Below are 13,915 nucleotides of genomic sequence, written 5' to 3'. Positions count from 1 at the left end.
GGTGCATCGCTGATGACTGATCCGTGATGTGCCTTGCGGCCTGAAACACAGGGGAGCCCGTCTGCCCTGTGTTTTTTGTGTATTTGGAGAAGTGTATGAAAAACCTGATTGGTACCGCAGTGGTTGCGGTTTCCCTGAGTGTGTCCGGTTGGGCGGTGGGCGCAGAGCAATGCAAGCAACAGGCCGCTGAGCTGGGCGCGAGCTATACCATTGAAACCAAAATTCGCAAGTTCGACCATTCTGTCAGTCAGCTGTACAGCTATATGGACGATGTTACTGAGCGTAATGTGGAGCTGGAAATCTGGCGACACAACGGCCTGGTGGCTCATGTGCATCCGACAGACAATATTGCCGAAATATGGAATCAGGTCCGGGATGGCCGGGTTCGACCAATCCGCTACTTCGATGCCGACCAGCGTGCGATTGAATACGCGCCGGAAGATGTGAATCGCGGCAAGGGAGATCACGACTGGCAGGGCAAGAATCAGTTGTTCACCGATGCCTATATTGCTTCGCTCGAAAAAGTCAGCGAGCAGGGCAGTGGCTGTGAGCGCACGGTGACTTACCAGCAGAAAGATGACAAGGGCGAGACCACGCTGGTATGGATGCCGGAGCTGAAATTGCCGCAGTCGTTCGACAGCGTACTGGGCAAGCGTGAAACCCGCTGGACGCTGAACAAGGTGGTCAACGACCCGCAAGCGGTTGAACAGGTGTTCGAGTCCCGTGAGCGTTATCTGTCAACCGACTATGCTGACATCGGAGATAACGAAACGGACCCATTCTTCCGTAACCTGATTAACCTGGGATTTGTTTCCCACGGTGCTTCCGGTTTCTATAACGCTGACGGCCAGGACATTGGTGCAGGTCATCGTCACTGATAGGACGTTTGGTAGGTCGGTTAATAGGTCGGTTGAGAGGTCGGTTGAGAGGTCGGTTGAGAGGTCGGTTGAGAGGTCGGTTGAGAGGTCGGTTGAGAGGTCGGTTGAGAGGTCGGTTGATGAATCAGCAGATGTATTGCGAAAAACTGCAAAACAGCCCCGCGGGGCTGTTTTTATATTGTTATTGCTGCGCCTCAATCCGATAGCACGGCACGTAGTTGCCGGTAATCTTCATTCTACCGTGGGCAACCATACTGCCTAACAGCTGATCCATTTCCTGCATGATTTGTGGGTCGCCGTTCAGCAAGTAAGGCCCGTTCTGTTTAACCCGCTCAATCCCCTCAGCCTTGACGTTACCAGCGACAATGCCGGAAAACGCCCGCCGCAGGTCCGCGGCCAGCTCGTGTTTGGGGGCAGACAATGACAGGTTCAGCGCCGCCATGGACTCATGGGTAGGGTCGAACGGCTGTTGGAAATCGGCGTCGATGTGCAACGACCAGTTGTAGAAGTAGGCATCGTCGCCTTGCTGGCGATGGGCTTTAACGCGGGCCACACCGGCTTTCATGGTTTTGGCGACCCGAGCCGGATCATCAATGATGAGTTCATAGCGGCGACAGGCGTCGTTGCCCAGCGTCATGCCAATAAAGCGGTCGATGGCACGCAGGTAATCTTCGGTTTCCTTCGGTCCGGTAATCACCACCGGGTACGGGATGTCCTGGTTGTCCGGGTGGGACAGAATGCCCAGCAGGTACAGCAGCTCTTCGGCAGTGCCCGGGCCACCCGGGAAAATCACAATGCCGTGAGCCATGCGCACAAAGGCTTCCAGACGTTTTTCAATATCGGGCAGGATCACCAGCTCGTTAACAATCGGGTTGGGGGCTTCGGTGGCAATGATACCGGGCTCGGTAATACCCACATAACGGCCGTCCTGTTTGTGCTGCTTGGCATGGCCAATCATGGCGCCTTTCATTGGGCCTTTCATGGCACCCGGGCCACAACCGGTGCCAACGTCCAGACCGCGCAGGCCCAGTTGGTAACCAACTTCCTTGGTGTATTCGTATTCGTTGCGGGGAATCGAGTGACCGCCCCAGCACACCACCAGATTGGGCAGTCGTTCGGGTTTCAGCACATCGGCATTGCGCAGCAAATGAAAAATGGCGTTGGTAATGTCGTCGCTGTTGTCCAGATTGAAGCGGTGCGCCTTGATGATGGAGTCGCGGGCGTAGAGCACGTCGCGCAGCACCGAGAACAGCTGCTCGCGCACGCCGCGAATGATTTCGTCGTCGACAAAGGCGCTGGCGGGTGGGTTGACCAGTTTCAGTACCAGACCGCGATCTTCCTGTTCAAACTGAACATCAAACTGCTGGTATTCCTTTTCAATTTCAACATAGCTGTCTTGCATGCTGCCGGCGCTCAGCACCGCATAGCAGCAGCGGCGTACCAGATCGTGAGCTTCGCTGCTGACATCGCGCAGTTGCTGAATTTCGTAGCGGGACAGTACCCGCATATGGGTTTTCGGGTGAATCAGTTCGTATTGCTTCATAAAACATCCTCTCTGTTGCAGCCGTCAGGCCCTGCCCATGTCAGTCGGACGATGTAAAACCCGCAATTCCATACCAAGTGCTGACATGGCCGGGCGATGACGGTGTTACGTAAACCGCACTCCAATGCTTTCGGGGACATCTATTTAATCCTGCACGACTCTGCGCGAGCGTTGCCGTTGTTCAGGGCAAGGCGACGAACGCAGTGAAATGACGTGTCCTTTCCAAGTTCGTCAACACAGTACTGGGCAGCGGCAACCCGCGCCCTGCGGGGGCTGCCGGATGATCTCGACTCTGTGTCGCCGACTTTTGACTTGACCCGTCAGGCCTACAAGTCGGCTTCGTGATTCGAAACCATCCGGCAGCCCAGAGTGAGCACCGGATTAAATAGATGTCCCCTTTCAGTTTAGTGGACCCTGAGAGGGATCACACGATCAATGTAACGGGTGTAAGAGCGATTTGTCTCTTTGACGTCAGGTTGTCAGATCAAGTTCGATTTGTCCGGCAACCGCACGCAGTAAATCGGATCGGCAAATAATGCCAGCCAGCTGTTCGTCGTGAACGACGGGTAAACAGCCCCAGCCATGTTCGACCATCAGTTCAATCACCCCGCTCAGCGGTGTGTCCGGTTCCACACAAAAGACCGGGCGGCTGGCCAGTGGCAGCACCGGAGTTTGCTCAAGCTCTGCGGCCGTCAGGCTAACGGCGCTGTCGAGTAAATCCCGCATGGACAACAACGCCTGAATTCGCTGATCACTCAGCAATGGCAGGTAACGGAACCGGTGCTGGCTAAACAGCTGCCAGGCTTGCAAAAGCGTGGCGTCTACCGCCAGTGATACCACGCCGCTGGTCATGAGGTCGGCGGCGGTGAGCGTCATCGGCTTGGGCAGGGCATCTTCAACGTGCTGGTATTGCTCGATGCCAGCGTTATGGCCTCGGGATGGTTGGGAAGCAGGGCGGGGTTGGCGCTTCTGTGGCTGCTCTGACTGTGACGTGTGGGTCTGTAAATCATGGGCCTGCTCATCTGGCGACGAAAATTCAGCGTGTTCTCCCAATGCACCAGTATGACTGGCGGCCTGCGCCCGGCTGATGCGGCGTCTGGGGCTGTGCTCGGGTGTCGCAATCCGTTGCCCCATATCAAAAACGATCAAACTCATCTGAGTCACCCTGCATCTCTGATTTGCCAGCTGCTGTTATGCCACAGGCGTTGCATCTGCGGAACAATCTGCGGATGCGGTGGCCGCGGCTGGCAGGCTTCATATGGTGGTTTTTGTACTACCCTGTGTAATGGCGTGTGAAGGAAATCACAGTTCTCTGGGTGGAAAATCAACGTGTGTCGAGCAGGGCGATGTTTTGTTAACAAAATGTAACAAAAGCAACGCAGTAATCGGTGGGTTTCATACTTTCAGGGGATTAGGATGCAACCTTATGCAGATTATATTTCTTTCAATGCTGCGAATATGGACGCTTCAAACCTATTAACAGCAAAAATAACAACAAACAGACAGGTAGCATTATGGTGAACAAGAAGATTCTTGGACTGGCAATTGCGGCTGCCAGCCTGGGACTGGCTGGTTGTAATATCAGCAGCACCAGCGGTAACAGTGACGTAAACCAAGCCCCGATTGACTCTGGTGCAGCAGACGCAACGCCAAGTCAGGTCGCTTCCATTTTCTCCGCTGGTAACAGCGACGTTCCCGTTAACAGCGACCTGTTGTTTGCTCAAGCGTCGACAACCGACGGCACAGCTGAAACAGACGACACCACGCCGCCTGTCACCACTGCCATCAGTAAGTTGACGGGTTTCTCTACCACTGCTTCTTTCTACTTGCCGTTTAACGGTGCCCTGGACGCCGACTCTGTGGTAGCTGGACAGACGGTTTTCCTGATTGAACTTAAAAGCAATGAAGACGACAGCAGCATCGACTCGCTTGACGTCAGCAGCATCGTTGCCGCCAATCCGACCAACCCGTTTGCGGAAGGCTCCGATCAGCTGACCGCGGCGGACTACGCTGCCAGTTATGTTGAGCTGGAAGACGGTTCCCATACTATTCAGGTGACGCCGCTAAAACCGCTGGATGAAAAAACCAAGTACATCGTTGCTGTAACCAGTGGTGTTACCGATACCGCTGGTGTTTCTGTTGCGCCTTCGGCGGAATACGATTTGTTGGCCGGTGATCTGGAATTGCCTTCCGATGCTCTGGCACCGGTGCGTACTGCTGTTCAGGCCTGGGAAGGTCTGGCTGGTGCCTTCCTGACCGCTGCCAGTGGTGGTGCTTTGAATCAGGACAGCGTGATTTTCACTCAGGCCTTTACCACAGATGGCAGCCTGGGTTCGCTGAAGTCTTATGCGGCTCCGGCACTGTTTGTGGCGGATAACCTGTCTTTGGCTGCGGCTGAGGCACTGACCGATCAATTTGCCGGCGGCCAGCTCGAAGACATTGTGGCTCGTTCAGTCGCTGTGGCCGGGGCAGGTGGTGATTCAAGCAATCCGGCTCAATTGGCAGCTGTTGACGAGACCACCATTGCCTATGTGAAATCGCTGGATGCCTACCCAGGCTACGTTTATGACGCCATCGCTTCGGCAGATATCAGCAGCTTGCTGGGTTCTGATATCGAAATTTCGTTGAAAGACCTCAGCTATGCGCCGGCTTCTCGCGATGTCGGTCTGGTTGATGGTGCAACGGTTGATGGTGTGATCTATCAGGCGTTGGGTGCCACTACCGGGGCTTCTCCAGCCACGCTGGGCACGGGCACCAGTACCACAACCCGTTATTACCAAGGCAAGATTGCGCTGCCAAACTTCCTCGATTTACCTGAGTTGACCACTGAATACACCGCCGCTGGCATTTCTGCGGCAATGGCTGCGGATGCCGATTGGTCAGCCAACGCCAATGTCGGCGCTGTGCTGGACTCTGCTTTGGGTAACGAAGCTGGCACCACGCCACCGACGGACGCCGATGGCTCTACCAACGTCACATGGCGTTATCCATTCCCGGCAGCTTCTGAAGAAAGCAGTGGCATGAACCAGGCGCCATTGTTGGTGACGGTGCCAGACAGCACAGCTTGTGGTGGCGCTACCGAAGTGCCAGTGGTGATCTACGTTCACGGCATTACAGGCAGCCGCGCTAACAGCGTTGCGTACTCTGCGGCGCTTGCAGACCAGTGTGTGGCCACGGTCGCCATCGACTTGCCGGTTCACGGTATTGCGCCGATTACGTCAGATTCCAACGGTAACGCAGTCGATAACAGCACCATCCGTTTCAGCATGGATGCCGGTCAGGCTTCCTACACCGGCTCTCCATGGGCGGCTGCGATCGCGCTTTCCGGCGGTGCTTCTGCGGCCACCGGCGCGACCGAGCGCCACGGCAACATCTGGCAGGATAGCAACGGTATCCGTTGGGAAATGGACTTTGATGGCACGGTCGATACGGCAGGCACCGATGGCGACGTAGCCAGCGGCACGTCGGGTTCCACCTTTATTAACCTGTCCAACTTCACCCGCACCCGCGACAATGTGCGTCAGGCCGTGGCCGACCTGCTGAATGTGAACGCCAGCCTTGGCAACATCAGCGATGCGGTTGCAGCACAGCCTACCGGCGTTGGCTTCGATCTGGATCGCGTTTACCTGGCGGGTCACTCCCTGGGTGCGATTGTGGCAACGACTTATGCTGCGGTGAACAACGACGCTGCTGTTTTGGCGGCCAACGACAACCTGTCTGAACTGCAGGGTGTGATTCTGGCCAACGGTGGTGCCCACCTGACCAAACTGCTGGATAATTCACCGGCCTTTGGTCCGACCATTTCCGGCGCGCTGGCAGCGTCTGGTATTGCCGTGGGTACGTCCAATTATGAAAAATACATGTATGTCTTCCAGTCAGCGGTGGACGTGATCGACCCGGCCAACGCGGCAGCGACCTTGGCAGCCACCGATACGCCGGTACTGCTGTTCAATATGGTGGGTGGTAATGCACTGCCAACGGACGCATCCGGTATTTCCCTGCCGGATGGCTTCAAACTGGCTGGCATGTTTCTGCCGGATCATACAGTGCCGAACTTTGACTACTTCTACGATAATGACACTAACCCTTATGCGGCCTATGCACCTGCTCTGGGTTTGACCAGTGGTCTGGCAGGCTACCGTGCGCCGATGGCGGGTACCGATGGTCTGGCCGCGTTGCTGGGTCTGGAAACCGTTGATGCCTCGACAGACACCACCAGCTTGTCGACGCCGCTGCGTGCCCAAACCCGCTTTGCGACTGGCACCCACGCAACCTTTGCCAACGCGGACAGCCTGACGGCCTTTGCCGAAATGGTTACCGAGTCGGTTCTGATGATTAACGGTGCCTTTGGTACGGTTAATACTTCAGTACTTGAATCCAACTAAGCCTTTGCGGAGAAGAACAATATGAAAAGCAAAGCGATGAATATCGTCTTCAAAAAAGCCCCGCTGGCGTTGGCTGTAACGGCGGTGACCATGGCATCCGCTAACGCCCTGGAATTTGAACTGGCCGGTGCCGATGTACGCATCGACAACACCATCAGTGCGGGTGTTGGTTGGCGAACCCAGGACCCGGGTGCTTACCAGATCATGCCTGCCAACGGCACGGCGACGGGTAACGGCGGCTCCGGCTCCTCGTACAACTACGATGATGGCACCCTGAACTACAACAAGGGCGATATGTACACCCGCACCATCAAGTGGAGCGGTGACCTCGACATCAGTTACGAAAACTACGGCGGTTTCTTCCGTGCCCGGGCTTTCTATGACGATGCCATCATGAACGGCGATCCGCAGTTCAAGGAATACAGTGACGAGACCAAAGACGCTGCCGGCAGCGGCTGGGACTTGCTGGACGCCTACGTCTGGGCCGATTTCGAAATTGGTTACACCCCGGTGCTGGTACGTGCCGGTCGTCAGGTTCTGAGCTGGGGTGAAAGCACCTTTATTCAGGGTGGTGTGAACAGCATTAACCCGGTTGATGCTTCGGCATTCCGTAAGCCGGGTGCTGAGCTGAAAGAAGCACTGCTGCCGGTCAATATGCTGTACACCTCCGTTGGCCTGACGCCAGATCTGTCGTTTGAAGCCTTCTATCAACTGCAGTGGGAAAAGACCCGTACCGACGCTTGCGGTACCTTCTTCTCTACCGCTGACTTTGTTGCAGACGGATGTGGACCGGTAATTCTGGCCGGTGTTGCTGACGAGCGTGACATCATTGCATTCCGTGATAACGAAATTGCCAATGGCGTTGCCATGACCGACCGGGTTGCTCCGGTTGCCGAACGCATGAAAGACGATACGCCGGATAACCAGGGCCAGTACGGTCTGGCTTTCCGCTGGTATTCCGAAGCACTGGGCGACACCGAATTCGGTGCCTACTACATGAATATTCACAGCCGTCTGCCGTACATCAACGGCGTGGTGGTGAATTACGAAGAACATGCGGCTTACAACGCCAACGCGACCTATCAGAGCAAATATCCGATGTATCAGATTTCCTACCCGGAAGATCTGAAGATCATGGGTCTGAGCTTTGCCACGGCAACCGAAAGCGGTGCATCGGTTTCCGGTGAGCTGAGCTACAAGCCGGATATGCCGTTGCAGTGGAACGCGTTCGAGCTGCTGCTGGCAGGTAACGCGGCGCCATACAGCCGTATGTACCAGCGTCGTCTGGAAGAAGTGGGTGGCGATCCAACCGCATTGAGCGGTGAGCTGGCCAAAGGCTACGACGAGTACGATATGTGGCAGTTCCAGACCACTTATATCACCATCTTCGACCGTGTGTTCGGTGCAGACCGTATGGCGCTGGTGGGTGAGGCCGGTGTGGCTTACATTCCAGACCTGCCATCCACCGACGACGCCCGTTATGGCCGTTCCGGTGCCTGGGGTGTCGGTAACAACGGCGGCGTGTTCGGCGACACCAACTACTGTACTGCGGATACCACACCAACTGGTGCTGATAATTCCGGCCAAAACGCCCATCTGGCGAACTGTACCGACGATGGCTATGTCACAAAGTGGTCCGGTGGTATTCGCCTGCGTGCGGCACTGGATTACAACAACGCCTTTGCAGGGGTGAACATCACACCGATTCTGTCACTGGCCTACGACAAGGGTAATGGTCCTGAGCCGGGTGCTCAGTTCATTAACAACCGTCTGACCACCGGCGGTACCTTGCGCTTTGTATACATGAACCAGACGTCCATCGACCTGAGCTACACCAACTATACTGGTGGCGAATACAACCAGATGAAAGATCGCGACAATATCACCCTGTCTGCGAAGTACTCTTTCTGATTGGCTCAGGCGACCTAGTGAGGATATAAGAATGTTGAAAACATCGATTCGAACCCTGAGCGGTGCCGTGTTGCTGTCCTTGTTGGGCGCATCGGCAAATGCCGCTGTGTCTGCGGAAGAAGCCGCCAAACTGGGCGGTGAATTGACCCCGGTAGGCGCGCAAAAGGCCGCCGCTGGTGATATTCCAGCCTGGAACGGCGGTCTGCAAACCCCGCCAGCAGGCTACAAGGAAGGCGGCAAGCTGGTGGACCCATTTGCCGACGAAACACCGCTGTTTGTGATCACTGCTGAAAACTACATGCAGTACGCCGACAAGCTGTCCGAAGGCCAAAAGGCGATGTTCAAGAAGTACCCGGATACCTATCGTATGCCGGTGTACCCAACCCATCGTACAGCGGCTTACCCACAGGCCATCTACGATGCCAGCGTTGAAAACGCCAGCAAAACCGAGCTGGTAGATGGCGGTAACGGCCTCAAGAACTACGTGATGGGCACGCCATTCCCGATTCCACAAAACGGTCTGGAAGCCATCTGGAACCATATCGTTCGTTACCGTGGTGGTAGCGTTGAGCGTACTGTGGGTCAGGTAACACCGCAGGCCAACGGCGACTACACGCTGGTGCAGTTCGGTGAGGAATTTACCTTCCGTGAAGAACTGACCGACTACAAACCGGGCAAAGACGACAACGTGCTGTTCTACTTCAAGCAGGATGTACTGTCGCCAGCGCGTCTGGCCGGTAACGTACTGCTGGTGCACGAAACTCTGGATCAGGTGAAGGAACCGCGTAAGGCGTGGATCTACAACGCCGGCTCTCGTAAGGTTCGTCGCGCACCGACCATTGCCTACGACTCTCCGGGAACGGCCTCCGACGGTATGCGTACCTCGGATAACTTCGACCTCTACAACGGTGCGCCTGATCGCTACGACTGGAAACTGGTGGGCAAGCAGGAAATGTACATTCCGTACAACGCCTACAAGCTGGAATCCGGCGACTTGAAGTACGATGACATCGTCAAGGCAGGTCACATCAATCAGGATCATGCCCGCTATGAACTGCACAGGGTGTGGAAAGTGGAAGCCACTCTGAAAGACGGCAACCGCCATATTTACGCCAAGCGTACCTTCTATCTGGATGAAGACACCTGGCAAGCCGGCATCATCGACCATTACGACGGTCGTGGTGTGTTGTGGCGTGTGGCTGAAGGTCACGAGGTGAGCTACTACCAGGCTAACGTGCCGTGGACCGGTCTGGAAGTGCTGTACGATCTGACCTCTGGCCGTTATCTGGCGCTGGGGCTGGATAACGAGGAAGACGGTACCTACAAGTTTGGTATCGAGCGTTCTTCCCGTGACTACACCACCTCGGCACTGCGTCGCTCTGGTCGTCGCTAAACGTCGACTTTCAGGCACAAAAAAACCGGCTAACTTGCCGGTTTTTTTGTGCCTGGATTTTGCGTCTTGCTGGGCTGTTTAATAAGACGCCGGCCAGCGAGACGTCAGCCAGGAATAGGCTTGGCAGACTGTTACAGGTGAACCAGCAAGCTCGCCAGATACTGGTTGGAAGCATCCTTGTTAACAAACTCCCCACGCACTTCCAGACGGTCGCTGATGTCATAGCCAACGCCAAAACCGGTCAGCAGGCCATCGTCATCACCAAAGTCGAGGCCGACGCGACCAATCAGTGACAGGTTGGGATCGACTTCCGGCAGTTCTTTTTCACCCACCATGGCGACCCAGACACCGGTAATGTCTTCGTTGGTGTTATCGAAGTCATCGGTTTGGCTGAAGCCCAGCTCCACCTTGGTCGACAGACCGCCGGAATACTGCCCCAGCTGGTAGCCACCAAAACCCTGAATACCCGTTGCATCAATGCTGTCACCACCATCAAACGGGGAGTCGATGGTGTTGTAGCTGAAGCTGCCGCCCAGATACAAACGGTCGGTGTGGTCATCGGCCAGAGCGGTAGCAGATGCCGCTGTTATGGCGGCGGCGATCAGGGTCTTATTCAACGTGGATGCCATAAATGACGAGTCCTGTATTACTGAATGTCCCTATGTGTCAGCCAAACAGGGCCAAAGGTTCCTCATAAAGAGCCGCAACCTGTTCGCGCAGGGTCAGCAAATGCTCTGACCAGAAGCGGTGTCCTTCAAACCACGGGAAAGCAATCGGGAAGGCTGGGTCGTCCCAACGCTGGCTCAACCAGGCCGCGTATTTCATCACCCGCAAGGTGCGCAAGGCTTCGACCAGACGCAGCTCGTGGTAGGGGAATGGGCGGAACATTTCATAGCCCTGGCGAATGGCCTGCAGCTGTTCCAGTTGCTCTTCGCGGGAGCCGCTCAGCAGCATCCAGATGTCCTGCATGGCGGGCCCTTGCAGGCAGTCGTCGAAGTCGACCAACCACAGTTGTTCGTCACGCAGCAGCAGGTTGCCGGTGTGCAAATCGCCGTGCAGGCGAATGGAGCGGAAATCGCAGCCATCAAACTGCTGTTGCACCAGCGTTTGCAGTTGTGGCCACAGGCTTTCGTACACCGCGCGGTAGTCTTCCGGCATCATGCCAGAGTTCAGCACGGTTTCCGCAGCCCAGCGAATATCGTCAGCTCCGGCAATGCGAGGGCGATGCTGAAATGCCTGCCAGCCACCGACCTGATGAATACGCGCCAGCCAGCGGCCCAGCAGCTCCAGATCTTGTTTGGATGACAGCTCTGGTGCATGGCCACCACGGCGGGGAAACAGGGTGAACATAAATTCCTTGTGATCAAACAGGCTGCGCTCGTCGAACTCTAGCGGTGCGACCACGGGAATGTCCTCCTGTTGCAACTCCAGCATGAACTGATGTTCTTCCAGAATGCACTCACGCGACCAACGGCCGGGGCGGTAAAACTTCGCAATCACCGGGTTATCGTCTTCGATGCCCACCTGGTACACCCTGTTTTCGTAACTGTTGAGGGGAAATACGCGAGCGTCGGTGTAAAGGCCCAATACCTCCACGGCGTCCATAACGTCTTCCTGGGACAATCGGGAATAAGGGTGGCTGTCTGTGGTCATGAGGTTCTCCGCAATAATGGCCGGATTATGCCTGACAAGCACGCGGCCCGCTTGCTTTGATCATTCCCGGCGTGTGCGCACAAACCAACCGGGAGGTGGGGTTCGGGCCAGCGTCCAGACACCAACAATGGCAGCGCCCTGTTGTTTCAGCAGTTGCGCCAGCCCATCGGCCGTGGCACCGGTGGTCATCACATCGTCGACGATCATGACATGCTGGCCTGCCAGGGGCTGGCTACTGTCGGATTCGACGTTGGTCAGGCGGTAACTGTTGCGGATGTTGTCGAGTCGTTCGGCTCGATTCAGGCCTCGTTGGCCATGGCCGGGGAGTCGTTCCAAGCGCTGCTTGTCGATGGTCAGTTGATGAACCCGGGCGAGCTCGTCGGCCAGCACTCCGGCCGGGTCAAAGCCGCGCTGCCAGCGACGCCAACGGTTGGACGGCACCGGAATCAGGCGGTCTACAGTACGTAGCTGTGGTGGTGGGTAACGGGCCATCCAGCGCGCCAGCTTTAGCATCCATTGGCTGTTGTGCTTGTCCTTGGCTTGCTGAACCCAGTGCATGACGGGACCTGCGTAGAGTGCGGTGTGATGGCTGTAGTCAAACGCAGGAGGCTGCCGTTGGCAAGGGCGGCAGCGCCAGAAACCGTTCGATGGCGTCGCTTGTTGCAGATTGATTTCGCCGCATTGGCTACAGCTGGATTGCGCTGCCGGTGCGACTTGCAGTAACCAGTGTTCGCATTCGTTGCAGATAAATCCGGCGCAGCCTTGCAGTGACGATAAACAGATTTCGCACAGCGCGAAGGCATTCAAACTCAGTGGGTTACAACTACCGCGAGCCGGATTCAACTGGGCGTTGGATTGAAAAACGTTCGCTTGTGTTTGTTGCCAGCGCTGTCTGACGCTGTTTAGAAAACTTGAGGGGGCCATAAGTACATCCTTGTACAAATCTGACTGACTATCTGAACTCAGCTTACATTTTGTACAGGGCTGTTACCAAACTCTGTGGTTGTTTTTTGAACAAAGCGTAGTGTTGATTCAGAACACATGTATTTATTCACCCGTTCAACACAGGAGCACGCCATGAATATTGGTTCTACCAGCGGCTCGGTAATGACCAACGGCTATTCCCAGGCCAGCCAGGCATTTGGCCAGGCGGACAACAAGCTGACGGTCGCCGCGCAACAAGTGGCCGATTCGACGACCCAGAGGCCCGTTGACGAAACCTCATCCATTTCCGAAGCGGTTGTGGACATGCAAGAGGGAAAGCAACTGGTGGGCGCAGCCGGGAAGCTAATCGAAGCTCAGAATACTCAGCTGGGCAGTTTGTTGGATACCCAAGCCTGACGTCTCCTGACGAGACGACCGACTCCGCCCGGGATCAAGAATCCCTACAGAAGATGCTGGAGGAGCTCCAGCAACAACAACGTGTGGATCAGTATCGCCAACAGCGCGAAGACGAACTGAGGGAAGCGGCTGACTTGTCGTCGGCTTCCCTTGGCAGTTCCTCTGGCGCTGTCCTCGCGGCTGAATCCGGCACGGGAACGCTGCTGCCTGCAAATAATTCCGGTATTGCGGGTGCAGGTGCTGCCGCGTTGTCAGCGCCCCCGATTGTTGATGTTGGCTCGGTCAGCATGGGCATGTTTTCTGACACAGACATGGACATCGTCACACAGTCCGCGGCACCCGAGCTGCCCCTGAGCCAAATGGAACAAGCGGCAATGGACGGTCGGGTTTTTATCGTTGATGCGGCCGAAGCCTTTGGACTGACTAGCGATGCTGCCAACGACGCCGCCAATGATGCTATCGCCGAGGCCCGTTCAATCGATGAAAGCCAATCTGACTCCAGAGCGGAAGAAGAACGAGCAGAGCAACAAGACAAACCAACCGCCGCTGAACGCTTTGCCGAAACCAATGCCCGACTGCGTCAGGCCACCGAAACCCTGTTGCAGGTAAGCCAGCTGGGCGGCCCTGTGAACATTGAAGCCTTGCTCGACGAACACGTGTAAGACACATCTGCCACTGTCATCCTCCCTGATGATCCTCTGAAGCATCCCGACACAATTTTGCTACGCAATATTTCTCGCCGCCGCTTGCCCGGGTGGATATTCTGATTCAAACACTTGTCTGACTTTCGCACAGCAAACGCTTGACTTCG

General features: G+C 56.0%; 11 protein-coding genes. 6 read left to right on the top strand and 5 right to left on the bottom strand.

The window, feature by feature from the left end:
* Positions 1–95: 95 nt before the first annotated feature.
* On the top strand, positions 96–878 hold the full coding sequence (locus ACXADJ_RS11830; RefSeq protein WP_475066122.1) for a hypothetical protein: 783 nt from the start codon (positions 96–98) through the stop codon (positions 876–878).
* Positions 879–1,059: 181 nt separating this feature from the next.
* Here the strand turns inward: ACXADJ_RS11830 and ppnN are convergent, their stop codons facing one another.
* Together ppnN and ACXADJ_RS11820 are read right to left on the bottom strand one after the other, a co-directional pair.
* Positions 1,060–2,421: a nucleotide 5'-monophosphate nucleosidase PpnN gene (gene ppnN / locus ACXADJ_RS11825; protein WP_475066119.1), complete on the bottom strand. Its 1,362-nt coding sequence runs from the start codon at positions 2,419–2,421 to the stop codon at positions 1,060–1,062.
* A gap of 471 nt (positions 2,422–2,892) precedes the next feature.
* Positions 2,893–3,576 carry a CBS domain-containing protein gene (locus tag ACXADJ_RS11820; protein WP_475066116.1) on the bottom strand — a complete coding sequence of 228 codons (684 nt, stop codon included), beginning with the start codon at positions 3,574–3,576 and terminating at the stop codon, positions 2,893–2,895.
* 359 nt (positions 3,577–3,935) lie between these two features.
* Here ACXADJ_RS11820 and ACXADJ_RS11815 point away from each other — a divergent pair, with 359 nt between their 5' ends.
* Genes ACXADJ_RS11815 through ACXADJ_RS11805 form a run of 3 tightly spaced genes read left to right on the top strand, consistent with a single transcriptional unit; the run spans position 3,936 to position 10,110 of the window.
* Positions 3,936–6,806, top strand: coding sequence for a hypothetical protein (locus ACXADJ_RS11815; protein ID WP_475066114.1), 2,871 nt, complete (start codon positions 3,936–3,938; stop codon positions 6,804–6,806).
* Between the two features lie 21 nt (positions 6,807–6,827).
* On the top strand, positions 6,828–8,717 hold the full coding sequence (locus ACXADJ_RS11810; protein WP_475066111.1) for a DUF1302 domain-containing protein: 1,890 nt from the start codon (positions 6,828–6,830) through the stop codon (positions 8,715–8,717).
* A gap of 31 nt (positions 8,718–8,748) precedes the next feature.
* Entirely contained in the window at positions 8,749–10,110 is a 1,362-nt protein-coding gene (locus tag ACXADJ_RS11805) for a DUF1329 domain-containing protein (RefSeq protein WP_475066108.1), read from the top strand.
* A gap of 131 nt (positions 10,111–10,241) precedes the next feature.
* Here the strand turns inward: ACXADJ_RS11805 and ACXADJ_RS11800 are convergent, their stop codons facing one another.
* Genes ACXADJ_RS11800 through ACXADJ_RS11790 form a run of 3 tightly spaced genes read right to left on the bottom strand, consistent with a single transcriptional unit; the run spans position 10,242 to position 12,687 of the window.
* Positions 10,242–10,739, bottom strand: a complete 498-nt coding sequence (locus ACXADJ_RS11800) for an outer membrane beta-barrel protein (RefSeq protein WP_475066106.1) — start codon at positions 10,737–10,739, stop codon at positions 10,242–10,244.
* A 37-nt stretch (positions 10,740–10,776) separates the two neighbouring features.
* On the bottom strand, positions 10,777–11,763 hold the full coding sequence (locus ACXADJ_RS11795) for a serine/threonine protein kinase (RefSeq protein ID WP_475066104.1): 987 nt from the start codon (positions 11,761–11,763) through the stop codon (positions 10,777–10,779).
* 60 nt (positions 11,764–11,823) lie between these two features.
* On the bottom strand, positions 11,824–12,687 hold the full coding sequence (locus ACXADJ_RS11790; RefSeq protein ID WP_475066099.1) for a ComF family protein: 864 nt from the start codon (positions 12,685–12,687) through the stop codon (positions 11,824–11,826).
* A 153-nt stretch (positions 12,688–12,840) separates the two neighbouring features.
* Here ACXADJ_RS11790 and ACXADJ_RS11785 point away from each other — a divergent pair, with 153 nt between their 5' ends.
* Both ACXADJ_RS11785 and ACXADJ_RS11780 read left to right on the top strand, forming a co-directional pair.
* The gene (locus tag ACXADJ_RS11785; protein ID WP_028294939.1) at positions 12,841–13,104 is read left to right on the top strand and encodes a hypothetical protein; all 264 of its coding nucleotides are present in this window, start codon (positions 12,841–12,843) and stop codon (positions 13,102–13,104) included.
* A 53-nt stretch (positions 13,105–13,157) separates the two neighbouring features.
* On the top strand, positions 13,158–13,766 hold the full coding sequence (locus ACXADJ_RS11780; RefSeq protein ID WP_475066095.1) for a hypothetical protein: 609 nt from the start codon (positions 13,158–13,160) through the stop codon (positions 13,764–13,766).
* Positions 13,767–13,915 lie beyond the last annotated feature (149 nt).

The organism is Oceanobacter sp. ABM4_470, from assembly GCF_056158645.1.
This window is presented reverse-complemented; position numbering and strand designations above follow the sequence as displayed.

Bases quoted from the DNA above. Each gene is read 5' to 3' on its own strand.
- ACXADJ_RS11785 (WP_028294939.1), top strand. From the start codon at position 12,841: ATGAATATTGGTTCTACCAGCGGCTCGGTAATGACCAACGGCTATTCC.
- ppnN (WP_475066119.1), bottom strand. From the start codon at position 2,421: ATGAAGCAATACGAACTGATTCACCCGAAAACCCATATGCGGGTACTG.
- ACXADJ_RS11780 (WP_475066095.1), top strand. From the start codon at position 13,158: ATGCTGGAGGAGCTCCAGCAACAACAACGTGTGGATCAGTATCGCCAA.
- ACXADJ_RS11790 (WP_475066099.1), bottom strand. From the start codon at position 12,687: ATGGCCCCCTCAAGTTTTCTAAACAGCGTCAGACAGCGCTGGCAACAA.
- ACXADJ_RS11820 (WP_475066116.1), bottom strand. From the start codon at position 3,576: ATGAGTTTGATCGTTTTTGATATGGGGCAACGGATTGCGACACCCGAG.
- ACXADJ_RS11800 (WP_475066106.1), bottom strand. From the start codon at position 10,739: ATGGCATCCACGTTGAATAAGACCCTGATCGCCGCCGCCATAACAGCG.
- ACXADJ_RS11795 (WP_475066104.1), bottom strand. From the start codon at position 11,763: ATGACCACAGACAGCCACCCTTATTCCCGATTGTCCCAGGAAGACGTT.
- ACXADJ_RS11805 (WP_475066108.1), top strand. From the start codon at position 8,749: ATGTTGAAAACATCGATTCGAACCCTGAGCGGTGCCGTGTTGCTGTCC.
- ACXADJ_RS11830 (WP_475066122.1), top strand. From the start codon at position 96: ATGAAAAACCTGATTGGTACCGCAGTGGTTGCGGTTTCCCTGAGTGTG.
- ACXADJ_RS11815 (WP_475066114.1), top strand. From the start codon at position 3,936: ATGGTGAACAAGAAGATTCTTGGACTGGCAATTGCGGCTGCCAGCCTG.
- ACXADJ_RS11810 (WP_475066111.1), top strand. From the start codon at position 6,828: ATGAAAAGCAAAGCGATGAATATCGTCTTCAAAAAAGCCCCGCTGGCG.